21 protein-coding genes and 1 pseudogene are annotated in these 25,224 nt (G+C 71.7%); 8 read left to right on the top strand and 14 right to left on the bottom strand.

Features of this window, described 5'->3' with window-relative positions; all coding sequences use genetic code 11:
- Positions 1-76: 76 nt before the first annotated feature.
- The 3 genes from O7629_RS10945 to O7629_RS10935 all read right to left on the bottom strand — a co-directional run bounded on the left by O7629_RS10945 (position 77) and on the right by O7629_RS10935 (position 2,826).
- Positions 77-1,342 (bottom strand): cupin domain-containing protein, encoded by a 1,266-nt coding sequence (locus tag O7629_RS10945; RefSeq protein WP_278174492.1) that lies wholly within the window; start codon positions 1,340-1,342, stop codon positions 77-79.
- A 65-nt stretch (positions 1,343-1,407) separates the two neighbouring features.
- Entirely contained in the window at positions 1,408-1,686 is a 279-nt protein-coding gene (locus O7629_RS10940; RefSeq protein WP_278168983.1) for a BatC protein, read from the bottom strand.
- A gap of 117 nt (positions 1,687-1,803) precedes the next feature.
- On the bottom strand, positions 1,804-2,826 hold the full coding sequence (locus O7629_RS10935; protein ID WP_278168982.1) for a LacI family DNA-binding transcriptional regulator: 1,023 nt from the start codon (positions 2,824-2,826) through the stop codon (positions 1,804-1,806).
- Positions 2,827-3,220: 394 nt separating this feature from the next.
- On the opposite strand from O7629_RS10935, the gene O7629_RS10930 reads away from it, so the two are divergent.
- Complete coding sequence (locus O7629_RS10930; protein WP_278168980.1) at positions 3,221-5,722, top strand: glycoside hydrolase family 3 N-terminal domain-containing protein; 2,502 nt, start codon at positions 3,221-3,223, stop codon at positions 5,720-5,722.
- Positions 5,723-5,758: 36 nt separating this feature from the next.
- On the opposite strand, the gene O7629_RS10925 is transcribed toward O7629_RS10930, so the two are convergent.
- The 3 genes from O7629_RS10925 to O7629_RS10915 form a co-directional block, all read right to left on the bottom strand.
- Positions 5,759-6,190, bottom strand: coding sequence for a DUF2267 domain-containing protein (locus O7629_RS10925; protein WP_278168978.1), 432 nt, complete (start codon positions 6,188-6,190; stop codon positions 5,759-5,761).
- A 68-nt stretch (positions 6,191-6,258) separates the two neighbouring features.
- Positions 6,259-6,687 (bottom strand): TraR/DksA C4-type zinc finger protein, encoded by a 429-nt coding sequence (locus O7629_RS10920; RefSeq protein ID WP_278168976.1) that lies wholly within the window; start codon positions 6,685-6,687, stop codon positions 6,259-6,261.
- Positions 6,688-6,869: 182 nt separating this feature from the next.
- On the bottom strand, positions 6,870-7,547 hold the full coding sequence (locus O7629_RS10915) for a winged helix-turn-helix domain-containing protein (protein ID WP_278168975.1): 678 nt from the start codon (positions 7,545-7,547) through the stop codon (positions 6,870-6,872).
- A 278-nt stretch (positions 7,548-7,825) separates the two neighbouring features.
- On the opposite strand from O7629_RS10915, the gene O7629_RS10910 reads away from it, so the two are divergent.
- On the top strand, positions 7,826-8,749 hold the full coding sequence (locus O7629_RS10910) for an AEC family transporter (protein WP_278168972.1): 924 nt from the start codon (positions 7,826-7,828) through the stop codon (positions 8,747-8,749).
- A gap of 261 nt (positions 8,750-9,010) precedes the next feature.
- On the opposite strand, the pseudogene O7629_RS10905 reads toward O7629_RS10910, so the two are convergent.
- Together O7629_RS10905 and O7629_RS10900 are read right to left on the bottom strand one after the other, a co-directional pair.
- Positions 9,011-9,562: pseudogene (locus O7629_RS10905) on the bottom strand (patatin-like phospholipase family protein); the annotation flags it as partial.
- Between the two features lie 230 nt (positions 9,563-9,792).
- Complete coding sequence (locus tag O7629_RS10900) at positions 9,793-11,298, bottom strand: hypothetical protein (RefSeq protein WP_278168971.1); 1,506 nt, start codon at positions 11,296-11,298, stop codon at positions 9,793-9,795.
- 133 nt (positions 11,299-11,431) lie between these two features.
- Between O7629_RS10900 and O7629_RS10895 the strand changes: the two genes are divergently transcribed.
- Positions 11,432-12,139, top strand: coding sequence for a DUF305 domain-containing protein (locus O7629_RS10895; protein WP_278168970.1), 708 nt, complete (start codon positions 11,432-11,434; stop codon positions 12,137-12,139).
- 48 nt (positions 12,140-12,187) lie between these two features.
- On the opposite strand, the gene O7629_RS10890 is transcribed toward O7629_RS10895, so the two are convergent.
- The 3 genes from O7629_RS10890 to secA2 form a co-directional block, all read right to left on the bottom strand.
- Positions 12,188-12,670: a DUF2231 domain-containing protein gene (locus O7629_RS10890; protein WP_347403724.1), complete on the bottom strand. Its 483-nt coding sequence runs from the start codon at positions 12,668-12,670 to the stop codon at positions 12,188-12,190.
- Between the two features lie 82 nt (positions 12,671-12,752).
- Positions 12,753-13,415 (bottom strand): GAF and ANTAR domain-containing protein, encoded by a 663-nt coding sequence (locus O7629_RS10885; RefSeq protein ID WP_278174491.1) that lies wholly within the window; start codon positions 13,413-13,415, stop codon positions 12,753-12,755.
- A 100-nt stretch (positions 13,416-13,515) separates the two neighbouring features.
- Positions 13,516-15,813, bottom strand: coding sequence for an accessory Sec system translocase SecA2 (secA2, locus tag O7629_RS10880; RefSeq protein WP_278168968.1), 2,298 nt, complete (start codon positions 15,811-15,813; stop codon positions 13,516-13,518).
- A 151-nt stretch (positions 15,814-15,964) separates the two neighbouring features.
- Between secA2 and O7629_RS10875 the strand changes: the two genes are divergently transcribed.
- Positions 15,965-16,984 (top strand): glucosyl-3-phosphoglycerate synthase, encoded by a 1,020-nt coding sequence (locus O7629_RS10875; RefSeq protein WP_278168967.1) that lies wholly within the window; start codon positions 15,965-15,967, stop codon positions 16,982-16,984.
- A gap of 30 nt (positions 16,985-17,014) precedes the next feature.
- Here O7629_RS10875 and O7629_RS10870 read toward each other — a convergent pair whose 3' ends face one another.
- The 3 genes from O7629_RS10870 to O7629_RS10860 all read right to left on the bottom strand — a co-directional run bounded on the left by O7629_RS10870 (position 17,015) and on the right by O7629_RS10860 (position 19,717).
- Positions 17,015-17,191 carry a hypothetical protein gene (locus O7629_RS10870; protein ID WP_158632101.1) on the bottom strand — a complete coding sequence of 59 codons (177 nt, stop codon included), beginning with the start codon at positions 17,189-17,191 and terminating at the stop codon, positions 17,015-17,017.
- 83 nt (positions 17,192-17,274) lie between these two features.
- Positions 17,275-18,423, bottom strand: coding sequence for a SigB/SigF/SigG family RNA polymerase sigma factor (locus O7629_RS10865; RefSeq protein ID WP_278168966.1), 1,149 nt, complete (start codon positions 18,421-18,423; stop codon positions 17,275-17,277).
- 187 nt (positions 18,424-18,610) lie between these two features.
- Positions 18,611-19,717 carry a Vms1/Ankzf1 family peptidyl-tRNA hydrolase gene (locus tag O7629_RS10860; RefSeq protein ID WP_278168965.1) on the bottom strand — a complete coding sequence of 369 codons (1,107 nt, stop codon included), beginning with the start codon at positions 19,715-19,717 and terminating at the stop codon, positions 18,611-18,613.
- A gap of 155 nt (positions 19,718-19,872) precedes the next feature.
- Here O7629_RS10860 and O7629_RS10855 point away from each other — a divergent pair, with 155 nt between their 5' ends.
- The 4 genes from O7629_RS10855 (at position 19,873) to glgB (ending at position 25,220) form a co-directional block, all read left to right on the top strand.
- Positions 19,873-20,421 (top strand): hypothetical protein, encoded by a 549-nt coding sequence (locus O7629_RS10855; RefSeq protein ID WP_278168964.1) that lies wholly within the window; start codon positions 19,873-19,875, stop codon positions 20,419-20,421.
- Between the two features lie 219 nt (positions 20,422-20,640).
- Positions 20,641-21,552 (top strand): DMT family transporter, encoded by a 912-nt coding sequence (locus O7629_RS10850; RefSeq protein WP_278168961.1) that lies wholly within the window; start codon positions 20,641-20,643, stop codon positions 21,550-21,552.
- Between the two features lie 453 nt (positions 21,553-22,005).
- Positions 22,006-23,277 (top strand): glycosyltransferase family 4 protein, encoded by a 1,272-nt coding sequence (locus tag O7629_RS10845; protein WP_278174490.1) that lies wholly within the window; start codon positions 22,006-22,008, stop codon positions 23,275-23,277.
- Positions 23,274-25,220, top strand: coding sequence for a 1,4-alpha-glucan branching protein GlgB (gene glgB, locus O7629_RS10840; protein ID WP_278168959.1), 1,947 nt, complete (start codon positions 23,274-23,276; stop codon positions 25,218-25,220). Before O7629_RS10845 ends, glgB begins: the two co-directional genes overlap by 4 nt.
- Positions 25,221-25,224 lie beyond the last annotated feature (4 nt).

Here is a 25,224-nt window from a genome sequence, read left to right as displayed (position 1 = left end):
CCCCGGTGGATCAGCCGGCGGAACGACGCCCGGCCCCGGTGGATCAGCCGGCGGAACGACGCCCGGCCCCGGTGGATCAGCCGGCGACCGCGACCGCTTCGCGCAGCAGACGGCGGGCCAGCACCAGCTGGTCGGCGGTGGTGTCCAGCCCGGGCAGATCACCGACCCGGACACCGGCGGTGTCCAGCACCGTCCGCAGGGCCGGGGCGCACCTACCCGGAAACTCCACCGTACGGTCGAAGATCTGCAGGGTGACCCGGTCGTCCGACTGCGAGGTGAGCCGCCAGCGCAACCCCGGGCGGCGGCGGATGACGTCGTCGACGGTCAGCGTCCGGATCCGGTCCGCCTGCTGCAGTGGGGGCAGTGGGGCCGGGCGGGCCGCCGACCAGGCCCGACGGCGCATCCGCGCCGCGACCTGGCCGGGCTCAACGGAGGCCAACCAGTCACGCAGTACCGCCACCGTTGCGGTCAGCTCCGAGGTGATCCCGGCCGGTTCGCCCGGGTCGGCGCCGAACGGCAGCGAGGTGCGCAGCCGGGGCTCGGTGACGGCGAGCTCGAGCAGCGCCTCGACCAGCGAATAGCGGGTGAACGCGCGGACCCCGACGGTGAGGTGGATCGAGCTCTCCTGCTGCGCGGTGGCGCTGTGCAGCCAGCCTCGGGGCAGGTAGAGGGCGTCGCCAGGGCCGAGCACGACGTCCAGCGCAGGTGCGGCCTCGGACCGGGCGGCTACCTCGTCGGCCCGGCCCGACCAGGTCTGCTGGGGCAGCGGATCGATCAGTACCGGATCGTGCACCCGCCACCGCTTGCGGCCCTCGGTCTGCAGGACGAACACGTCGTGGGTGTCGTAGTGGGTGGCGAACCCACGGCTGCCGGCCGGGGTGAGGTAGGCGTTGGCCTGCAACGGCTGGCCCAGCGTGGTGGACAACTCGCCGACGAACGAGATGATCGGTGGCCAGAGCCGGTGCAGGCCCTGCAGAACCAGGGTGGCGCCGTCCGCGTACAGGCCCAACACCCGCTCGTCGAGCACCTGGTCGTCGATCTCGGCACCGGCGCCGGCACCGCCGGTGTAGGTCGGTTCCGCGAACACCTCGCCGTCCCGGGCCACCCGGAGAAACGGGGTACGCAGGCCGTGCCGGCTCAGCAGTTGGTCGGCCGCGGGGCGATCGAGCAGATCGGTGAATCCGGCGGGGCCGGCCAGGTCGCCGGCGCGGGACAGCAGCGGTCTACGCCCCCAGTAGACATCCGCGAAGGTCGCCGGGTCCACGGCAACACACCGGGTCAGCGCCGCCGGGCGGCGGGACGGGTCCGCACCGCCCGGCGGGCCCGGTGACGTCGCGGCGATCCGCAGCCGGTCGGGGAGTCCAGGTCCGCCGGTGCCGGCACCGCGTGACGCGGTGGGCAACTGGGTCAACGCCGGTTCGCCCCACCGTCGGCACCACCGTCCCGGCCGGCCGGATTCGCCCCACCGTCGGCCAGGCCCTCCTGCGCCTTCGGACCAGCGCCACCGTCGGCACCACCGTCCCGGCCGGCCGGATTCGCCCCACCATCAGCCGGGCCTTCCTGCGCCTTCGGACCAGCGCCACCATCGGCACCACCGTCCCGCCCAGCCGGATTCGCCCCACCGTCGGCGGGTCCGTGACCCGCTGCGGGCCCGGTGCTACGGATGTCGTCGTCGTCGAGTGTCATGGCTGCCCCCTGCGGGTCGGTCGACACGCGCCGGTTCCGCGCCGGCACGGTCCTGCCTGCGGGTGGTACCCGGGGCGGATCGTCACTAACCTCGCGGGCACCCGGACCGGCTGAGGATCACAGCTCCTGGTACGGCGCGCAGCTGTCCCGCACGACCAGCTCGGTGGCGAGCTCCACCCGCGGTGTCTCCAGCGGTTCCCCCTGCGCCAGACGCAGCACCGTCCGCGCTGCGAGCAGCCCCATCTCGGCCAGCGGCTGGCGCACCGTGGTCAGCGGCGGCGACGACCACTGCACCTCGGGCAGGTCGTCAAAGCCGACCACGCTGACGTCGTCCGGGACCCGCAAACCGCGTTGCCGCAGGGCCTCGTAGGCACCGAGGGCCATCTGGTCGCTGGACGCGAAGATCGCGCTGGGTGGTTCGTCGAGGTCGAACAGCGCGGCCGCGCCGGCGAAGCCGGACTCATGGTAGAAGTCGCCGGGGACGACGTACTCGGGGCGCAGCGGTATTTCGGCCGCCTCCAGCGCGGCCCGGTAGCCGTCGAGCCGGGCCCGGCTGCACAGCAGCCGGGGCGGACCGGCGATGAAGCCGATCCTGCGGTGTCCCAGGGAGATGAGGTGTTCCGTCGCCCGCAGTCCGCCGGCCCAGTTGGTCGCCCCGATGGTGGGAATGTCCAGGCTCGGGACGCCGGCCGGGTCGACCAGCACCATCGGAACGTTGAGCCGCCGCAGTTCGGTGTGCAGCGGCGGAGCGAGTTCGCTGGTGACCAGGATGACACCGTCGGTGGCCCGGGTACGCAGGTTCTGCAGCCACTGCCGGGTCGACGCGGACCGGCGGTGGATGGCGGAGACGACGGTACCGACCCCGGCGGCGTGCGCGACGTCCTCCACGCCGCGGATTATCTCCACTGCCCACGGGCTGTCCAGGTCGTTGAAGACCAGGTCGATCAGGCTGGCACCGGCGCGGGACCGGGTCGCCCGCCGCCGGTAGCCGTGCCGACGCAGCAGCTCCTCGACCCGCTCACGGGTCTGCGGGGCGACATCGTTGCGACCGTTCAGCACCCGTGACACGGTCGGCACGGAGACACCGGCTTCCTGGGCGATCGCGGTGATCGTGATCCTGCGTCCTTCATCGACCGTCACGGCAGCAGCTCCTTCGTCGAGGCTTCAGCGTACGACCGAACCTTCCGCCAGCCGGTCCGGCTCCGTACGCCGAGTCCGGGCCCTATCTTGCCGCAGTTGGAAAACGCTTGGCATCGACCCGGCCGGCAGTGTGTCGCCGATACCGGCGACCGGGTCGACCACACCACCGGTTGGAACTTTCCGGAAAATCTTGCGGCGGTGGCCCAAACGGCAGCCGGACGGGGCGCTTGCGGCGCCCACGATGCGGGAGCATACCCGGACACTGCCAGCAAACTGTGGGGCGCTGGATCTCGACGGGGTTGTAAGTTTCCGGAAACATGTCGGAAAACAGGGCGCGACGGTCCGGCGGCGCCGGGATCGGACTGGCGCGGCGACGATCGACAGGAGGCTGCCGGTGAGCGGCAAGGACTACGCCCTGGACGAGGGGCCGGCCCAGCCCGGTCCGGCCGGGCAACCGGACGATCACGCCGCCACCGCGGCCACCGGGCGGGCGGCCGGGCCGCCCGCCGACGACACCCCCGACCGGTCAGCACCGTGGCGCGATCCCACCCTGGCGGTGGAGGAACGGGTGTTCGACCTGCTCAGTCGGATGTCGCTGACGGAGAAGGTCGCACAGCTGTACAGCTATTGGCGGGGCGCCAATGCCTCGATCGACGACATGGCCCCGTTGCAGCATGACCTGGTCGACGAGTCGGTCGACTGGGCCGGCCTGCTGCACACCGGCCTGGGGCAGTTGACCCGGCCGTTCGGCACCGCGGCGGTGACTCCGGCCGACGGCGCCGGGGCGCTGCTCCGGCTGCAGACCGAGATCGTCGCCGGTAACCGGTTCGGTATTCCCGCGCTGATCCACGAGGAGTGCCTGACCGGGTTCATGACCTGGGGCGCCACCGTGTACCCGACCCCGCTGGCCTGGGGTGCCAGCTTCGACCCCGACCTGGTGGCGCAGATGGCCGGACGGATCGGGCAGGACATGCGGTCGGTCGGGGTGCACCAGGGACTCGCACCGGTGCTCGACGTGGCCAGGGACCCCCGTTGGGGTCGCACCGAGGAGACCATCGGCGAGGATCCGTACCTGGTCGCCACGATCGGCACGGCGTACGTACGCGGGCTGGAATCGGCCGGGGTGGTGGCCACCCTCAAGCACTTCGCCGGTTACTCGGCCTCCCGGGCGGGGCGCAACTTCGGGCCGGTGTCGGTCGGCCCGCGAGAGTTCGCCGACGTCCTGCTCCCACCGTTCGAGATGGCCGTCCGGGACGGCGGCGCCCGGTCGGTGATGCACTCGTACGCGGAGGTGGACGGCGTCCCGGCGGCGGCAGACGGCGGTCTGCTCACCGATCTGCTCCGTGGCCGCTGGGGGTTCACCGGCACCGTGGTCGCGGACTACTTCGGCGTGTCGTTCCTGGAGCTGCTGCACCGGGTGGCCGACGGTCCCACCACCGCCGCCGCCCTGGCGCTCAACGCCGGGGTCGATGTCGAACTGCCGGCGGTACGGTGCTACGGTCCCCCGCTCGTCGAGGCGGTCCGGCAGGGCGCCGTACCGGAGTCGGTGGTCGACCGGGCCGTCACCCGCGTCCTGCGGCAGAAGTGTGAGTTGGGGTTGCTCGACCCGGACTGGGATCCGGTGCCACCGGCGCTGGCCGGTGGGTACCGCACGGGCGAGGCGGGCGGGCCGTCCGCTGGTCCGGGGATCGACCTGGATTCGCCGGCGAACCGGGACCTGGCCCGGCGGCTGGCCGAGGAATCGGTGGTGCTGCTGGCCAACGACGCCGTCCTTCCGTTGCCCGAGCGGGGCCGTATCGCGGTTGTCGGGCCGCTGGCCGACTCGGTCACCGGGCTGTTGGGCTGCTACACGTTCCCCAGTCACGTCGGTACCGTTCCAGCCGGTGTCGGGGACCAACCCCAGATGGGGACCGTCCTGGCCGCGCTGCGGGCCGAGCTGCCCGCGGCGGCCATCGAGCACGTCGTCACCGGCCCGGTGGACGGGCAGGACACCCCGGGCATCGTGGTGGCCGCGGACGCCGCGGCACGGGCCGACGTCTGCGTCGCGGTGGTCGGGGACCGGGCCGGGCTGTTCGGCGCCGGGACCTCCGGCGAGGGTTGCGACGCCACCGACCTGGAACTGCCCGGACGGCAGGGTGAGTTGATCGAGGCGTTGGTGGCCACCGGCACTCCGGTGGTGCTGGTACTGCTGACCGGACGCCCGTACGCGCTCGGCCGGTACGCCGACCGGCTGGCCGGGGTGGTGCAGGCGTTCTTCCCCGGCGCCGAGGGAGGCGGTGCGGTCGCCGGTGTGCTCAGCGGCCGGGTCTGCCCGTCCGGCAGGTTGCCGATCGGGGTTCCCCGGCTGGCCGGCGGCCAGCCGACCAGCTACCTCAGCCCGCTGCTGGGACACCGGACCGAGGTGAGCAATGTGGATCCCGGTCCGCTGTACCCGTTCGGCCACGGCCTGTCGTACACCTCGTTCGAGTGGTCGACGCCGCTGGTCGACGGGGTCGAGCACGGCTGGGGTGCGACCCCTGCGCAGATCGGCACCGACGGCACGTTGCGAATTCGGCTGCGGGTACGCAACACCGGTGACCGGGCAGGCAGCGAGATCGTCCAGCTGTACCTGCACGACCCGGTGGCGCAAGTCACCCGACCGGTGATCCGGCTGGTCGGGTACGCCCGGGTGCCGTTGCAGGCTGGCCAGGCGCGCTGGGTCGAGTTCGACTTCTCCGCCGACCTGTCGTGTTTCACCGGGCGGGACGGGCGGCGGGTCGTCGAGCCCGGCGACCTGGAACTGCGGCTGGCCGCGTCGAGCATCGACGTCCGTCACCGGGTCGCGGTCCGGCTGGTCGGCAGCCAGCGGCAAGTCGACCACCGACGCCGACTGGCCACCGAGGTGACCGTACGGTGACGGGGGCCGCTGCCCGCGATGGCGCGGGCAGCGGCGTCAGTCGCTCAACAGGTCGCGCAGTTCGACCGGCAAAGTGGCCAGCACGTCGTCCCACTCGCCGGAGCTGACGTGCCGCCGCAGCACCCGGCTTACCGTCCGGATGACCTGTTCGGTGCCGCCCTCGACGTCGAACGGGAAGTCCCGTCGCACCCGGGCGAGAAACTCGGCACGGTCCAGCTTCGCCGGCGCCGATGTGGCGTCCCAGCCCTCGTAGTACAGCCCGCGGACCAGCAGCGGCAGTTGCGCCGCGAACTGCACCACCTCGGCCAGGGGTAGCCGGTCGCGCAACGTGTGCAGCACGGCGGTGAGCGCCGAGTAGGACTGCTGGCGGCGCTGGGCCGGCCAGCCGAGTTCGTGTTCGATCTCGCTGAGCAGCCGGTTGGTCTTGTCCACCGTGGCGTCAATGGCAGTCAACTGGGCAGTCGTCATCTCGTGCTCCCTCGTCGGTTCGTGGTGCCGGTGATCCGGGGGGCGCTGGCGATTCCGCGCGGCCTCGGTCAGGCTGCCCGCCGCTCGCGGGACTGCTTGCAGGTGACGCAGGTGGTGGCCGAGGGATAGATCTCCAGCCGCTCCACCGGAATGGCTGCGGCACAGCCCTCGCAACGCCCGTAGTCGCCGGCGGCGAGCCGGGCCAGGGCATGCTCGAACTGGGTACGACGCTCCAGGATGGTCCGGATCAGGGACTGGGCCGCGTCCCGCTCGGCGGTCTTCGTACCACTGTCGGCCTGGTCGTCGCCGGCGGTGTCGCCCCCTTCGACCAGCCGGAGCACCTGGCTCTGCGTCATCGCCTGCTCGTACTCAGCCGTCAGCTCCTGGTACCGACTGGTCAGCGCGGTGCGGATCCGATCACTGTCGATGGTTCCCGGTGCACCTACGGTTCCCGGCGCGCCGAGACCCGGTCGCCGGTTCACGTCATGCGTCAGCATGCGCCCATCCCCCTTCAGATCGAGTACGGCGAGCCACGACCGGATCGGACTCCGGCACACCCGGGTCGCCGCGAGATCCGCCACTTACCCGTCGCCGACGGCCGGCAAACCCCGTCCGGCCCTTGACCAGCCACGCGCCTTCGGGCCTCGCCGACGCCGACCGGTGTTCGCCGGCGGTGTGATCAGCCGGCGGTGTCGATGCTGACCCGGACGTCGTCGGCGAGCCGGTAGCCGACGCCGTACACGGTGGTGATCAGAGGCGAGTTGCCCACCTTGCCGCGGAGCCGGCGGATGTGCACGTCCACGGTACGCACCCCGGTGTGCTCGTAGCCCCACACCGCGGCGAGCAGCTGCAGCCGGGTGAAGACCCGGCGAGGGTTCTCCACCAGGTGCAGCAGGAGATCGAACTCGAGTCGGGTCAACAGCAGCGGCTCGCCGTCCAACAGAACGGTCCGCGACGCGACCATGACGTGCAGTGCCGGCACGGTGACCGTTGCGGTCCGCCCTGACCGGGTGGCGGATTCGGTGAACACCCCGCCGGCCGCCGGCGTCGGACCGGACCCGTCGCGGCCGGCGACGATCTGGTCGAGCACCGCGCCTGGCTGCGCCCGGGCCGCGTCGGCCGCCGGCATCTCCACCGTCGCCTCACCCCGTTCCACCAACTCCCGGGCGGCCTCCAACAACTGACGGGCGGACGACGAGAGCGCTTCCTCACCGGCGGTGAGCGGAATCGACACGGTGACGGTCACGGTCGCCATCGCCGGGCCGGTCCCCCGCCGGGGCGCGGCGGGCGGACGGGCCGCACCAGACGGTGGCAAACCGGACCAGCCGGCGCGCGACGAGGCGGGGCTGACCGACATGGTCCTCCTAGACAGTTCCGGCCGGAAGCGTGCATCCCCGGCCGCCGGCCGGTGTCCGTACGCAACGGTAGCCGGGTGGGACGCGGCAGCCGGCACCGGACACAGGGGACGACCCGGTGTGCCGGCGGCTGCGCACGAACCGATGCTGCCGTTCGCACGCTCCCGGGTCAATACCGGACTGCGTTGCAGGAATGTGATGATTGACAAGCGCACCGTAATCGATTGCTCGCTCTGGATACCCGACCTCGGTGCTATTGGCGAACCGGCAGGATGATCACATGCGCGCCATCGTCGCCGGGTTCGCCGCGATCTGGTCGGTCACCCTGATCGGGTACCTGATCGGCCGTTTCGAGCTGCTCGGCCCGGACGGCACCGCCGTCCTGGCCCGGCTGACCTTCTTCATCGCGACACCGGCGCTGTTGTTCACCACCCTGGCCGGCACGTCCCCGACCGAGGTGTTCACCCCCGCGTTCCTCGCCTACCTGGCGAGCACCGTGGTGGTGGCGGCCGGCTACCTGGCACTAGCCGGTTGGCTGTGGCACCGGCCGGCCGGCGACGTCACCATCGGCACGCTCGGCGCGTCCTATGTGAACGCAGCCAACCTCGGCATCCCGGTAGCGGCGTACGTGCTCGACGACGTCTCGGTCGTCGCGCCGGTGCTGCTGTTCCAGGTACTCGTCGCGGCACCGGTGGCCTTCGCCGTCCTGGACCTCACCGCCGGCGACCGCCGTCCGTCCGTCCGTCGGCTGCTGTCCCTGCCGGCCCGCAACCCGATCATGATCGCCTCGGCGGCGGGCCTGGCGCTGGCGGTCAGCCGCTGGCAGCCACCCGCCGAGCTGCTGCGGCCCTTCGAGTTGCTCGGTGCGGCCGCCGTACCGCTGGCCCTGCTGGCCCTCGGAATGTCCCTGCCCGGAAGCCGACCGCTGGCAGCCGACCCGCAGGCCCGGGAACGCTACACCGCTGTCGCCCTCAAGGTGCTCGGCCAGCCAGCGGTGGCCTACCTGATCGCCCGACACGGTCTCGGCCTCAGCGGCACCGCGTTGCTCGCCGCAGTTGTCACCGCCGCGCTACCGACGGCGCAGAACGTCTTCATCTTCGCCACTAGGTACCAGCGCGGTCAACGCCTCGCCCGGGACTCGGTGGTGCTCTCCACGGTCGCCACCGCCGTCACGCTGCTGCTGATCGCCGCCGTGCTCGGCTGACGTACCCCAGCGGGCGCGAACCTGGCCGGCGTACCCCGACGACTGACGCTCACCTGCGGCGAGCGCCGCCGCGAACACGACCGGATCACCCGGGTCGCCGGCGAGCGCCGCTCGCGAGGTCGCGTCCGGCGTCAGGAACACGAGCGCGGCGGGACGACCGGCGGCGGGACGACCCCGCCAGGCCGCCGCCTCGACCTTTGCCGGCCCGCCGGCCAGAACCATCACCGTCGCCGCGCTGGCCGCCAGGTCCGGGTTGCTCGTCGAACGGACCGCGCCGCTGATGTACCGGCGGCCGTCCACCGCCACCGGCCCGGTCACCCCCGGCAGCGCGCAACTGGCCGCGACCGCCCGCGGCAGGGCGATGCCGGCCGTCGAGTCCCACGCCACCAGCTGACCGCTGTCCGCGTCGACCGCGGTGACCAGCAGCCGGGGTGCGCTGGGCCAGCGGTGGTCGCGCAGCAGGTCCGCCGTGGCGCAGACGGTGGCGTCCGACGGGTCGGCGGCGAGCGCCAGCCGACCGAGCTGTACCCGGGCCTGCGACGACGTGGCACCGCCGGCGCGCAGGCTCCGGCGGGTCTCGTCAACCAGTTCGTAGTCGGTCTGCCGGGCCGCCACCGGCCAGGTCCCGGCCCGCCGTACGGTGCGCACGGCCGCGGCAGGGCCAGCGGCGCCGTAGACCAGCGCCGCCACCAGGGCACCGGTCGCCGTCCCCACCACCAGATCCGGGGTGCGCAGTCCGGCGCCCGCCCGGTCGAGTCCGACGAGCATCCCCAACTGCCAGCCGGCCCAACCGTCCCCGCCAGCACCGAGCACCACGGCTCGTCCCGTCACCGCCACCTCCGACGCGTCGACCTCGACGACGGGACCGCCGTTGCGTTCCAACCACTACGGTCCTGCCGGCGGCACCGCCATCGAGCACAACGCGCCGAAGCCGAACGTTCAGCGACCTATGGATGAACATCCGGCCAACTAGTCAGGCGGCGGCGGGTGGTCGGACCGCGGTCCGACCACCCGCCAGCTGCCTCCGTCTCACCGGCGCGGTGTCACCAGCTGAGGTACCAGGGCTGGGTCTGCACGTTCAGCTCCGGGAACCGGACCAGCTTGGCGCTCGCCGTACGCCAGTCCTTGAGGTCCAGCACATCCAGACCCTTCTGGATGTCGCTGGAGTAGATGTAGCCGTTGTAGTAGTACGCCGACCATGGTCCGCCGGTGACCATCCGGGTGTCCGAGTACGGTCCCCGCTCCCAGTAGGCGATCTCCTGCGGCCTAGCCGAGTTGGTGAAGTCCCAGACCGAGATACCGCCCTGGTACCAGGCCTGGACCATGATGTCGCGGCCCAGCACCGGAATCAGCGAACCGTTGTGGGCCACACAGTTCTCGGTCGACCCGTTGGTCCGTGGAATCTTGAAGTAGCTGCGAAACACCAGCGTCCGAGCGTCACCCGTACCGGTGATGTCATAGATCGCGCTCGCCCCCCGCTCGGGACCGATGGTCGGGTTGCAGGTCGCCGCCCCGCCGCCGCCGAGTTCGTCGGTGAAGACCACCTTGGTACCCGAGTTGTTGAACGTCGCCGAGTGCCAGAAGGCGAAGTTGGTGGTGTCCCGGACCTGGTGGACGACCCGGGGTGCCTCCCGGTCGGAGATGTCCAACAGCACGCCGTCGCCCATGCAGGCGCCCGCCGCGAGATCCTTCTGCGGGTACGCGGTGATGTCGTGGCAGCCGGTGGTGGTGGCGCTGCCGTTGCCGCCCGGGTTGCCGCCGTCCGGGAAGATCGCCGGAGTGGCCACCACGGCCGCGTCGGTCGGCTTCTTCAACGGCACCTTGACGATCGAGATCAGGTCGTGCGGTGGCTGGCAGTCCGGGAAGTTCGTTGACGGGTTGTACGACGAGACGTAGAGATAGACGAAATTGCGGCTCTTCGCCGGCACCAGGGTGTGGGTGTGTGAGCCGCAGTTCGTCTCGACGGACTTGACGTACCGAGGGTTGCTCTTGTCCCGGATGTCGAAGATCTTGATGCCCTCCCAGGACTCCTTCACCGACGCGGACTGGGAGGTGCTGGCACAGGAGTCGTCACTGCGCGACGAGTCTGTGGACAGGAACAGCAGGTCACCGTGGACCGACACGTCGTTCTGCCCACCCGGGCAGACCACCTGCGACACCAGCCGCGGCCGCCGTGGGTTGGCGATGTCGTAGATCACGAAGCCGTTGTAGTTGCCGACGAAGGCGTACCTGCCCTGGAAGGCGAGGTCCGAGTTCAACGAGGACTCGGTGTCGAACGGCGCGGGCTTGGGCAGGCTGGCGATCTGGCGCAGGTTCCGACTGCTGTCGATCTCGTCGACGCCGAGTCCGGGGTCGTCGGCCCCCGCCGCCGATGCCTGGGCCAGGCACAACTCGACCGCCAGCGCGTCGGTGGCGTCGGCGCAGTCGACGTCGAACGGGGTCCCTGCATGACTAGGTGTCGCCAACGCGGTGCTGCCGAACAGGACGGCGATCGCCGCCACTGCCACGGTCCGGAGCTGCCGCGGCCCTCGTGGGGAACGTCTGATCATGTGCGGCACCCTTCGAAAGGGATTGATGATGCTGCGACGATACCGCCGAGTTGCCAACATCGATGTGACAGTGATCACATCGATACATGGAGTTAGCCGGATAGCATCGCGACCGTCCACCTCGGGAGGCCCGATGTCCCGACTGTCACTCGGCCGGCACCGACGGCTACTGGCACTCGCCCTGATACCGGCCGTGGTCGTCGTCGCGGTGGTCGTGCTGCGGACCACCGCAACGACCTCGGCCACGACCACCACCGGCGACGCAGCGACCGAGCCGGTGGGAACATCCACCGGCGCCGACGGGACCACGAACGCACCGCCGGTGATCCTGCCCGGCCGGCCCGGCGAGCCGGCCGAGCTGCGCCCCGCAACGGACGTGACCATCGATCCACCGCAGTACAACGCACTGGACACCTGGTACGTCCAGATGATGATCCCGCACCACACCCAGGCCGTGCAGATGGCAGCGCTCGCCGCCGACCGCAGTGCCGACCCAGGGGTACGGGCCTTCGCCGACCGCATCCGGGCAGGACAGACCGCCGAGATCGCCGTACTCCGGCAGTGGCTGCGGGACCGGCGGTTACCGGCCGGTGGACACGACCACGACACGATGCCCGGGATGCAGACCGAGCAGGCCGTCCGGGAGCTAGCGGCCGCCCGGGGGGCCGAGTTCGACCGGCTCTTCGTGGCGATGATGATCGACCACCACCAAGGCGCCGTCGAAATGTCCGACCGGGTGCTCACCGGCGGCAGCGACGTGACCATCGAGGAACTCGCCACCTCGATCGCCGCCGAGCAGGCCGTCGAGATCAACCGGATGCGGGACCTGCTGGACAGCTGAGCCGGCACCCAACGGTCGTGCGCGAACCGGTCGCGCACGAGGAGTCAGCTACCGGCGGGCCAACGCGTCCAACCCGTCCGACCGGCGGCCGCGCTCGTCGGCGGCCGCTACCTCCCCGACGTGGCGCAGCAGAGCCGTACCGTGGCGCAGCCCCGCCACCCCCACGCCGAGGCCGACCAGCTCCACGATCAACAACGGGACACCGGCCAACGACGTCGGACCGGAGGTACGGATCAGGCCGGCGAGCAGGAACAGCCCGCCCATCGCCGTACTGATCAGGTTGAACCGGACCAGCGAGGAGCGGACCGGACCGGGCGGTTCGTCCCAGAGATCGACCAGACCCACCGCCACGGTCAGCGCCATCGCGGCCAGCCCGGCGACCAACGTCCAGTAGCCGACCTCACCAAACAGGTCGGGTGCCCCGGCCAGCACCGAGATGTCGAACAGGGCCGCACAGACGAAGAGTCCGAACGGCAGGGTCACCAGCATCGGCTGGATCGGCTGGCCGGGCACGCGGAGTTGCGCCTGCATCGCCCTCACGCCCTTCCCACTGGTCACACCGGTCACACCACCGGTGCTACCCGATTATCTCCCGCCGCGAACCCACCCGCCATCACCGCTGCTGGCTGTCGGTCCGCAGCACCGACGCCACCAACCGCTCGGCGACCTCCGGCAACGGCATCGCGGTCGCCTCGGCCGCTTCGCGCAGCACCGCGAGCGCCTCCCCGGCCGGGCACCGCCGCTGGGTCATCACGATGCCGATCGCCGGGCCGATCACGTCGCCGTACTCCGGCCGATCGCCGTCGGCCCCGCCCGCCGCCGCGTCGCGACGCCGGTCCCGGACCGCGGCGAGGAGCAGTCCGGCGTGCTCGGCGAGGAGCAGGGCGGTCAGCTGCTCGCCGGCACCGAGCGCTCCGTCCCGGTCCGCGTACAGGTTGACCGCACCGATCGACTCGTCGTCGACGTCCACCGGCGCGCTGAGCACGGAACGGATCCCCCGGTCGACCGCCGCCCGACTCCACTGCGGCCAGCGCGACGGGTCGGCACCCGGCGCGGCCAGCACGATCTCGCGGTCCCGGATCGCGGTCATCGCCGGCCCGTCGGAGGCGTACTGAAGCTCATCCAGGTCCTTGACCAGTGGATCGGACGCCGCCACCGAGGCAGGCCGGCCGGCCCGGAGAAAGCAGACGCTCGCGTACGTCACCCCGGGCAGCGCGGACCGGGTGGTGCGGGCGAGATGCTCCGCCGCCTGATCGAAATCGGTGCACCGGATCATGCCGGCGGTCAACTCCCGTAGCAGGGCGGCGGTCTCCAGTACGGCCAGCCTGCTGTCCGCCGGGTCGGCAGGTGTCAACGCGATCGCACCCGGGCCGGGCTCAGCGGCGGCCGCTGCCACTGAGCCGGCGGCCAACGGACGAGATCAGCCGGTCCAGCTCGGAGCCGAACGGGTTGTCGTGCACCAGGTAGGTCCAGGTCGCACTGGGCCGTACCAGTTGGGCCTCGTCGGGCTGCCAGTCCTCGTCGAACTCGGTCTGTTCGAAAGTCGCGACGGTGCGGGCCTCGATCTCCGGAATCAGCTGGTTGAACGCGGGCACGGCCGCCCGGTGGAACTCGTCGAGTGGATCGAGCCGGCCGAGTGCCCGCAGATGCACGCCCTCGCGCACCTCGGACAGTTCGGCGAGGTGTTCGGTCCAGAGCCGGTCCAGGTGGTAGAGGGCGATCGAACGGGCGGCCCGCGACAGCAGATCCTCGTCCATCTCGGCGCACCGCTGCGGGAACCGGTCCATCAGCATCAGCGCGGCGACCTCGGTGGTCAGCAGCCGCTCACGCCGCTCCGCGAGCGCCTTGCGCTGCTGTTCGATCACCACGCTGTAGCGCCAGGTGTTCCGGTGGATCTCGTAGTCGACACCCTCGGCGATCCGCTGGGCGTGTTCGATGGCGAAGTCCACCTGCTCGTCCTGGACGATGCCGTCGGGCGTCATCCGGGGCGAGGGTGGGATCGCGTCCGGGGCGTGCCGGACGACCAGGTCGTCCTCCAGGCTGACGAAGAACACCGAGCCACCCGGGTCGCCCTGGCGACCGGCCCGGCCGCGCAACTGGTTGTCCACCCGCCGGCTGTCGTGCCGGCCGCTGCCGATCACGTACAGCCCGCCCAGCTCGGCGACCTGGTCCCGGTCGGACTGGTCGCTGCCGCCGAGGCGGATGTCCACGCCGCGCCCGGCCATCTGGGTGGAGACCGTCACCGCCCCCAGCGCACCGGCTTCGGCGATGATCGCGGCTTCCTCGTCGTCGTTCTTGGCGTTGAGTACCACGCAGGCAACGCCGGCCTCGCCCAGCGAGGCCGCGAGGCTCTCCGACTCCTTGACGTCGAGGGTGCCGATCAGCACCGGACGCCCGGTGGCGTGGGCCGAGCTGATCTCGGCGACCAGCGCCTCGTCCTTCTCGGCGCGGGTGGCATAGATCCGGTCCGGCTCGTCGGTCCGTACGCACGGGGTGTGTGGCGGGATCACCGCCACCTCCAGCTTGAAGAACTCGCGGAGCTGGTCGCCGACGAGGACCGCCGTCGCGGTCATCCCGCACAGGGTGCGGTACGCCGCGACGAACGCCTGCACGGTGATGGTGCCGAGCACCTCACCCTCGGCCGTGGCGTTCAGGCCTTCCTTGGCCTCGACCGCCGCCTGCAGCCCGTCCGGCCACCGGCGGCGCTGCGCCACCCGGCCGCGCATCTCGTCCACCAGCTCCACGGCCCCGTCGCGGACGATGTAGTCGACGTCGCGGTGCAGCAACGCGTGGGCGTGCAGGGCGACGTGGATCGCGGACAGCTGCCCGACGTTGTCGTCGGCGTACAGGTCGACGCCGTCCAGCTTGGCCTCGACCGCGGCCAGCCCGGCGGAGGTGAACGCGACGCTGCGGCCGTCGTCGGCGACCTCGTAGTCCCGGCCGGCGCGCAGCCCGCGTACCAGTGTGGCGGCGGCGTGCACCGGGTCCTGCTCACCGACGACCGCCCCGGCCAGCACCATCGGCACCCGGGCCTCGTCGATGAGGATCGAGTCGGCCTCGTCGACGATCGCCGTGGACAGCGGTGGCTGGACCCGGTCGGCGATATCGGTGACCAACTGGTCACGCAGGAAGTCGAAGCCGGCCTCGCTCACCGACACGTAGGTGACATCCCGCTGGTACGCGGTCCGCCGCTGCTCGGGGCTGCTGCTCTCGGTGACCCAGCCGACGGTCAGCCCGAGCAACTGGTAGACCGGCGCCATCCACTCGGCGTCTCGGCGGGCGAGGTAGTCGTTGACCGTCAGCACATGCACCGGGCCGTTGCCCCGCCGCACGTGCCCGTAGGCGGCGATCGTGGCGGTCAGGGTCTTGCCCTCACCGGTGGCCATCTCCGCGACCTTGCCGGCCAGCAGGGACATTGCGCCGAGCAGTTGCTCGTCGAACGGCCGCTCGTCGATCGCCCGCCGGGCAGCCTCCCGGCCGACCGCGCAGAGGTCGACGAACTCGTTGGCCCGGCCGGCCTCGGCGGTCAACTCGGCGTCGTCGAGCGCCCGCAGGTCGTCCTCCCGGCCGGCGATGTCGGGGAGCAGTTTCGCCAACGGAGCGAGGTCGACCGTGCTGCCCGGCCGCTGGAGGAAACGCCGGAACCGACTCTTCAGACGCTGCGACACACCCATGACCGTCAACGCTACGCGACGCGTCCGGCTCGCGGTGCCCCACCCGCCCCAGGACGCTCGGCCGTGGCGGCCGAACCCCGATCGGACGACGCATACCGCCCGCTGGGCGGGGTAGCCAGCAGCTGATCGAGTGTCATCACGGGGGTGGATCATGGGGTACGCGCGAACGGCCGTCGCTCCCACGGTTGCGGACTGGACCGCCCGGCGCACCGGGACGGCGGGCCGGTGGACGCCCTGGGAACTGGCCATGGCCAAGGCCAGGACCGGTCGGCGGGTGAGCGTCGTACTGCCGGCCCGCAACGAGGAGGCCACTGTCGGCGCCATCGTCGAGTCGATCGTCGGGAACCTGGTGGACCGGGTGCCGCTGGTCGACGACGTGGTGGTGGTCGACTCCCGGTCCGACGACAGCACGGCGGCCGTGGCCGCCGCCGCCGGCGCCCGGGTCGTCGGCCAGGACGAGATGACCCGAGGGCTGCCGCGACTGGAGGGCAAGGGTGACGCGCTCTGGGCCGGCCTGGCCGCCACCGACGGGGATCTGATCGCCTTCGTCGACGCCGACCTGCGGGAGTTCCAGCCGGCCTTCGTGACCGGGCTGCTCGGCCCGCTGCTCACCGACGAGTCGGTCAGCTTTGTCAAGGGCTTCTACCATCGGCCGCTGGTGCGGTCGAGTGACGTCGAGGCGGATGCCGGTGGCCGGGTCACGGAGATCATGGCTCGACCGCTGTTCAACCTCTTCTGGCCGGACCTGTCGGGATTCGTCCAGCCGTTGGCCGGCGAGTACGCCGGCCGACGCGATGTGCTGGAACAGATCCCGTTCGTCTCCGGCTACGGGGTGGAGACCGCGATGCTGATCGACCTGCTCGACGTCTGCGGGCTGGACTCCCTGGCTCAGGTCGATCTCGGCGAGCGGCGGCACCGGCACCAGAGCACCGAGGCGTTGGGGCGGATGTCCGCCCAGATCCTGTTGACCGCCTGGTCGCGGCTCTACCGAAAGGGCTGGGTGATCTCGGAGCGTCCGCCCGGCGGCCTGCTCACCCAGTTCCGGCGCGGCGAGGCCGCGGCGCTGAGCAATCTGGAACGCGAGATCGTCGTCAGCGACGTGTCGGTCCAGGAACGGCCCCCGTTGGGCCAGCACCGGCGGGCGCTGGCGACCACCGCGGCCGCCGGCTGACGCCGAGCCCGGCCGGAACCGCCGACCGGGCTATTTGCTTCCCGCACTCGGCTTGGTGGCGTGGAACACGATCAAACCGACCACCAACCCGACCAGTGCGATGGCACCGGAGTTCGACGTGTCGTCCCCAGCTCCGGAGATGCCGAAGGCGAACGTGCCCGCGCCTGCGACGATTGCCGCGACCAGGCGGTTTCCACGTTGTTTCACGGTCGGCACGCTATCGGCGCCGGTAACGCCGTCAGCGCCAGCCGGCACCGGTTCCCCCGATCGAGGTAGCGGGCGGGACCGGCTCAGACCACGGCGAACAGCGGTGCCAGGCCGGCCACGGTCAGGCTGCGTCGCACATAGGGCTGGGGCCGGGCGAACCGTAGCCGTACCGCCGCCCGGCGGGCGGCCTCGTGGCTGGCCAGCAACGCGGCGATGCCGGCGGCGTCGACGAAGCCGACGCCGTCCAGGTCGACCAGGACCTCGGCGTCGGGGCCGGCGGCCCGGACCGCGTCGACCAGTCCGGCGCGGACCCGTTCGGCCGCCTCCCGGTCGAGTTCGCCGGTCAGGCCGATCTCGGTCCGGCCGTCGACGCGCCGCACGGAGACGGTCAGCGCGACGTCGGCCGGCTCCGGCTGGGCGATCCCGGACTCCCACCGGGGCGGGGCGTCGGTCAGCATCGCCTGGCGCAGCCAGGTCAGGGTCCGGGACAGCAGCCGGGAGACATGCATCTGGGAGATGCCGAACTCGGCGGCGATGTCCGACTGGGTGTAGTTGCCGTAGAAGCGCATGGCGAGGATCCGGCGTTCCCGGGCCGGCAGCCGGTAGAGCAGCCCGCTGACCGTGAGCCGGTCGTCGACGGACTCCAGGTCGGCGTCGAGCGCGCCGAACATGTCGCCCAGCTCGGCGGGTCCGTCGTCGCCGACCGGCCCGTTCAGCGACGCGGGTGTGTAGCCGGCGGCGGATTCCAGGGCCGCGAGGATGTCCTCTTCGGAGGTGTCCAGCCGCGCGGCGAGTTCGGCGACGGTCGGCGACCGGGACAGCTCGCTGGTCAGCACCGCGGTCGCCTGGCTCACCTCGATGGTGAGATCCTGCAGCCGGCGGGGCACGTGCACGCCCCAGGTCCGGTCCCGGAAGTGGCGTTTGATCTCTCCAGTGATGGTCACCGCCGCGTAGGCGGTGAACGAGCCACGGTCTGGGTCGTAGCGGTCCACCGCCTTGACCAGCCCGAGCCGGGCGACCTGCTCGAGATCCTCCAGCGGCTCGCCGCGACCGCGGTAACGCCGGGCCAGCCGACCGGCGAACGGCAGGGCCAGCTGGACGAGCTCCTCCCGCAGATCCCGGCGCCGGCTCTCAGCCTGGTCGGCGAATCGGGCCGCGTAGGACAGAGCTGCTCCGTCGAGGTCCTCCAGCGCGTGTTCCGAACGAGTTACCGTACGCCTTTGTCCGGACATTTCGCCCCTCCCCGGTGATCCGGCCCTGAGCTCCGCATTCCGGCACATTGATCGGGTCGCGAGTCCGGTCCAGCACCGGACGGACGCCCTCACTAAGCCGGACCCTACTGGCAGTGACGACGCCACCCGATCCGAATGCCATGAAAATTCCACGCCGAGGACGGCGGCCGACGCACCGGCAGTGCGCTCAGCTGGTGACCGGATCGGAATACCGCAGCACGGCGCCGACCCCGCCGGCCAGATCCGCATCGCCGGGACCGACCAGCACCAGATCGGCGTCGGTGGCCGCCAGCGCGCGCAGCAGCGCCGCGTCGGCGCGGACCTCGCAGGGCTCGTCCACCGCCATGACGGCCAGGTCGCCCGGATCCAGGGCGATCTGGGTCGGCTCCGGACCGATCCAGACCCGCTGGGTCGAGGAGGGGTCGTCGACCAGCAGCAGCGTGTCGACCTGAGCCCGCTGCAGCGCGTCGACCACGGCGGGCAGCCCATCGCCCCGACCCTGTTGCGCGCCGTAGCGGTCAAGTGCCCGGTCGGTGTGCTCGGCGGCCACCGCGGCGATGGCCTGGATGGTGGCCTCGGTCAACGGCTCGGGGTCGGCACCCACCGCCCGCGACCCGGCATCGGTCTGCACCGTACGCGACTGCCAGCGCCTCGGCAGCTGGCCGACCAGAAGCTGGCGTGCGTCCGGGTCGCCGGCGACCACCAGCACCTCGGCCCCGATCTGGTCGGCCAATGCCGCCGTCGCCGCGGCGCTGGCACCGGCGTTGCGCCGCCACGACACCTCGGCCGCCCGCTGGAACCGGGCCTGGGACCAGGCCCCCGGTTTGACCTTGCGGATCGGGTGGGCGGCCGGACCGTCGACGCCGGCCTGCCGGGGCAACCCGCCGGCGCTGACCGCGTCGATCTCGGCCCCGGTGCGACTGACCAGGACCCGCAGCCAGCTGATCTCCTCGCCCCGCTGGGCGACCAGCGGCATCGCGTGCGGCAGCGGGCCGACCGTGGCGAGGTCATGCGGGGGCGGTGCCGGCAGGTAATTGTGCAGCACCACGTCGCCGCTGGCGGCGCTGAGCGCGAGGCCGTACTCACCGGCGCGGGGCACATGCCGGGTCACCGCCGCGCCCAGCGCCGCGACCGTCGCCGGATCGGCGCCCTGCTGGTTCAGCTGATCACGCAGCGCCCGCCAGCGCAGTTCGAGCGCGTCCACCGCGTCCTCGGTGTCGTGTGAGGCGTCCAGGTAAACCGACGCCCACGGTCCGGGCCGGGCGTAGAGCGGCCGCAGGAAGGACAGATCCATGACGTACCCCCTCCTCTCTCCGCCGGCATACCCGGACAGCTCGACTAATCACCTCAAATCAACCACCACCTCCCCCATGAACCCATTCATTCACAGCATTCACTCGACCACCTCGATACAATGAGTGAACAAACGCAAACATTGGGTGGTGATGGATGGATCCCGAACTTTTCCCCGAGCGAGCCGTCCACCGGCCCGGGCCGATCATCACCGGACACGTGGTCCGTCTGGTCGGCGGCTACTCCCGGCCGATCAAAGTCGGTCAGCCCATCCTGATCGGGGTCCTCGCGGCGGCCGGGGTGATCCGAGCGCTCGGCGCGGTGCTCGCCTCGATCCGCCTGGCCGGAAGCGGCTCCACCGCCGCTCGCCGCAAGTGGAAGGAGCTGCGCAACGGGCCCGAGTTCCTGGTGACCCCCCTGCACATCCGGGACACCGCCGGGGTGCTGTGCGAGATGGAGATCCACGGACATGTGCCGCAGAGCGCCCTCGACCCGGCCGACCACGTGCAGGTGACGGTACGCCGGCAGAAGGATCCCGAACTGCCGCCCCGGGTGGAACGCATCGTCAACCTCACCACCGGCCAGTTCCTCACCCCACGGACCCCGACCGTCTGGTCGCACCTCGGTCCGGCGCTGCTGTTCCAGGCGGTCCTCGGACTCCTCTTCCTGGTCGCACTCGCCGGGCTGGTCGTCGTTCTGGCCTGAGGTTCTGGCCTGAGGTTCTGGCCTGAGCGTTCTGGCCTGAGCGTTCTGGCCACCACCCGGAGATCCACTCCGGTTCCGTCCTCCGCCAGACGGAGGAACCCCCGACAACGAGGTACTTCGTGAGACGGAGACAACTGCCCCCCGACGGGGTGAGGGTGACCGGCGTCGGGTGAGGGATCATGGGACGATGACGCGCCAAGGGTGCCGACGGGCCCGGTCGTGACCGACTTACTGATCTCCGTGGCCTTCGCTGTCGCCTCGGCCCTCGCGTACGCCCTCGGCGCCGTGGTCCAGGAACGGCTCGCCGTCCGGCTCGGGGCCCAGACCCCCTGGCGGGCGATCGTCCGGGCGCTGCTAAGGGCGCGGCGCTGGTGGCTGTCGGTGGCGCTGAACGCCGCCGGCGCGCTACTGCACGTGGCGGCGCTCGCGTACGGCCCCCTGTCGGTGGTACAGCCGCTCGGCGTCCTGACGCTCGTGCTGGCCCTGCCGATCGGCGCCGCGTTCACCGCCCGGCGGGTCGCCGCCCGGCAGTGGGTCGGTGCCGCGGCGACCGTACTCGGTCTGCTCCTGCTGCTCAGCCTGACGGTGCCGGGCAGCGGCGACGGGATGACCGCAGCGGACGGCACTGTCCTGATCGTGGCCAGCGCCGTCGTGCTCACCGCGATGATCGCCGGCACCGCGGCACTGCGCCGCCCGGTGCCCCGGAGCCTGCTGTACGCCACCGGCGCCGGCATCGCGTTCGCCGTCGCATCCGCGCTGACCCACGCGGTGACCCGCGAGTACGCCGAACACGCAGCGGCCGCCCTGATCGGCCCGACCGTGCCGGCCGTCGCCGCGATGGCCATCGCCGGGGTGCTGCTGTCACAGCTCGCCTACCGCGGCGGCGGCCTCGGCGCGCCGCTGGCCACGGTCACGCTGGCCAACCCGGTCGCGTCGGCGGTGATCGGGGTGGCCCTGTTCGGGGAACGCTTCGCCGACGGACCGCTCGCGATGGTGCTGCTGGTGTGCGCCTGCGGCACCGCCGGTGTCGGGATCCTGCTGCTGGCACCGCCGGCGGCGGTGACCGACACCGCCGACCCGGTGGACCCGGCCCCCGACCGGCCGGGTCCGCTGGCACTCTGCCGCCGCTGACCGCCGGCCGGCCGGGCATCAGGGGCACCGGCGACCCGGGGCCGAGTGTCTTCGGTCACCTCCGGTACCTACGGGATGCGGATCCGGTCCGGATGTCGTTTCCTTGAGTACGGCGGCACCACGCACCGCAGCGTGGCAGCCCGCCCGCCACCGGCCGTCGGCCACCTCTCCTCACTCGCGCCACGGCCATCGGCCACCGCTCGACCTCGTCGCGCAGCACCAGATCACCGCCGCAACACCCTCTCACCGCCTGTCCTGCCGTCACCGGCGCCGGCGCACCCGCACCTGTTCGAATGGATGGAGAAGATCGCGATGCCCCTGCGGGTCGGCGACCAGTTCGCCAACGCACTGGTCACTCAGGACGGCCTGTGCCGTCCGGTCCCGACGTCCCGACCGCACCCGCCGCTGCCGGCCGCCGGCGACGCCGCCGCCGACGGACGCCGCCGGATCCTGATGCTGTCCTGGGAGTACCCACCGGTGCTGGTCGGCGGACTGGGCCGACACGTACACGCCCTCTCCGTCGCCCTGGCCAACGCCGGCCACGAGGTCACCGTCGTCACCCGCCACGCCCCCGGCGCCCCCCTCGAGGAATACGCCGACGGCGTCCGCATCATCCGCGCCGCCGAGGACCCACCCCTGTTCCCCCTGGCCACCCCCAGCCTCCTCGCCTGGACCATGGCCTTCAACCACACCCTCACCCGCGCCGCCCTGCGCGCCACCCAGACCGCCGAATACGACGTCATCCACGCCCACGACTGGCTCGTCACCCACACCGCCATCACCCTCAAGGAACACCTCGACATCCCCCTCGTCGCCACCATCCACGCCACCGAGGCCGGCCGCCACCAGGGCTGGCTGCCCGACGAGATGAACAAGTCCATCCACTCCATCGAACACTGGCTCGGCCACGAGTCCGGCCGGGTGATCACCTGCTCGGCGTACATGCGCGACGAGGTGCTGAGCCTGTTCGGGGTGCGCCCGGACCGGGTCGACGTGGTGGCCAACGGGGTGGACGCCCGCCGCTGGCAGGTGCCGACGGACGCGGTCACCGCCGCCCGGGCACGGTTCGCCGGCGACGGGCCGCTGGTGTCGTTCGTCGGCCGGCTGGTCTACGAGAAGGGCGTACAGCACCTGATCGCCGCGCTGCCCCGGCTGCGCCGCCAGCACCCGAACGTCCGGCTGGTGATCGCTGGCGACGGTCCGTACCGCGCCGAACTGGAGGCCGACATCGACCGGCTCGGGCTACGCGACGCGGTCACGCTGCCCGGCTTCCTCGGCGGCACCGACCTGCCGGCGTTGATGGCGGCGTCGGACTGCTTCGCGGTGCCCAGCGTCTACGAGCCGTTCGGCATGGTGGCGTTGGAGGGCGCCGCGGCCGGCGCGCCGCTGGCCGTGTCGGCCACCGGCGGACTCGCCGAGATCGTCGAACCCGGGGTCACCGGAATGACCTTCCAACCCAAGGATCCGGACGGACTGGCCAACGCGGTCGGCACCTTGCTGGCCGACACGACGCTGGCCCGGCAGGTGGCCCGGCAGGCCCGCCGGATGGTCCACGACCAGTACGGCTGGGCGGCGATCGCGCACCGCACCGCGGCGACCTACTCCGCCGCGATCGTCCAGTCCTCGGCGTTCGCCACCGAACGGGCGGCCGCCCGAATGGCGCACGGAAAGGCCACTATCGTCATCCCGGACGGAAACCTCCTCGCCGGCGCGGGGAGCAGATGACCGCTACCCGGGAGGCTGCCCTGACCGAGACGATCGGCGACATCGACCTGCACCTGTTCGCCGAAGGACGCCACGAACAACTGTGGCGGATGCTCGGTGCCCACCCGCTGCCCGGCGGATGCCGGTTCGCGGTGTGGGCGCCGAACGCCCGCCGGGTCCGGGTGATCGGCGACGGCCCCGGCTGGGGCCCGTACGAAGGCCAGGAGTTGGACCGGCTCGGATCCGGTGGCGTGTGGGCCGGCTTCGTGCCGGGCGTCGTCGCCGGACAGCGGTACAAGTACCGTGTCCAGGGTGCCGACGGCTCCTGGGCGGACCGGGCCGACCCGATGGCGCAGGCCACCGAGGTGCCGCCCCGGACGGCCTCGGTGGTGTACCAGTCCGGGTACGTCTGGCAGGACGCGGACTGGTTGCGCAACCGGCGCGGTGACCACCACGCCCGGCCGATGTCCGTCTACGAGGTGCACCTCGGCTCGTGGCGCCCCGGGCTCAGCTACCGGGAACTGGCCGACCAACTGGTCTCCTACGTGTCGGACCTGGGCTTCACCCACGTCGAGTTGATGCCGGTGATGGAGCATCCGTTCGGCGGCTCCTGGGGGTACCAGGTGACCGGCTACTACGCGCCGACCTCCCGGTTCGGCACCCCGGACGACTTCCGGTACCTGGTCGACCGGCTGCACGGCGCGGGTATCGGGGTCCTGCTGGACTGGGTGCCGGCGCACTTCCCCCGCGACGCCTGGGCCCTGGCCCGGTTCGACGGCACCGCACTGTACGAACATCCGGATCCGCGCCGTGGCGAGCACCCCGACTGGGGCAGCCTGATCTTCGACTACGGCCGGCGGGAGGTACGCAACTTCCTCGTCGCCAACGCCCTGTACTGGCTGGAGGAGTTCCACGTCGACGGGCTACGGGTCGACGCGGTCGCCTCGATGCTCTACCTGGACTACTCGCGTGGGCCGGGTCAGTGGCTGCCCAACGACTCCGGCGGCAACGCCCACACCGAGGCGATCGAGTTGCTCAAGGAGCTCAACGCCACCGCGTACCGGCTCAATCCGGGCGTCGTGATGATCGCTGAGGAGTCCACCGCCTGGCCGGGGGTCACCAGACCCACCGACTGGGGCGGGCTCGGCTTCGGGCTCAAGTGGAACATGGGCTGGATGCACGACACGCTGAGCTACCTGGCCCGCGACCCGGTGCACCGCAGCCACCACCACGACGAGATGACCTGGCCGGCGGCGTACGCGCACACTGAGCAGTTCCTGCTGCCGATCAGCCACGACGAGGTGGTGCACGGCAAGGGCTCGCTGACCGCGAAGCTGCCCGGCGACCGGTGGCAGCGGCTGGCCGGACTGCGTGGGCTGCTGGCCTACATGTGGGCGTTCCCCGGCAAGCAACTGCTGTTCATGGGCAGTGAACTCGCCGACGAGCAGGAATGGAGCGAACAGCGCGGGCTCGACTGGTCGCTGGCCGCCGATCCGGCGGTCGGCGGGGTACGCAACCTGCTCCGGGACCTGAACGCGGTCTACCGGCAGTGCCCGGCGTTGTGGGAGCTGGACGTGACACCGGACGGGTTCGGGTGGATCGACCACACCGACCGGGCGGCCAACGTCGTCTCGTTCCTCCGGCACGCCCGCGACGGTAGCGTCCTGGCCTGCGTGGTCAACTTTTCCGGGGTGCCCCGGCACGGATACCGGATCGGACTGCCGCAGCCCGGCCGCTGGCAGGAGACGATCAACACCGACGCCGAGTGGTACGGCGGGTCGAACGTCGGCAACCTCGGGGCCGTCACGGCGGACGGTGCGCCACTGCACGGTCAGCCGGCGTCCGCCGTCGTGCAGGTCGGGCCCTTCGCCGCGGTCTGGCTGCGCCCGGACCCGGTGAGGCGGACCAACGACGCTGGTGGCCGACCGGCGGCCGACCACACGTCCGACCCGCGCACCGACTGACCCG

Origin of the sequence: Solwaraspora sp. WMMD792 (assembly GCF_029626105.1) — a bacterium.
Classification (GTDB): Bacteria; Actinomycetota; Actinomycetes; order Mycobacteriales; family Micromonosporaceae; genus Micromonospora_E.
The sequence above is the reverse complement of the archived record's forward strand: the minus strand, read 5'-3'. Positions and strand labels throughout refer to the sequence as shown.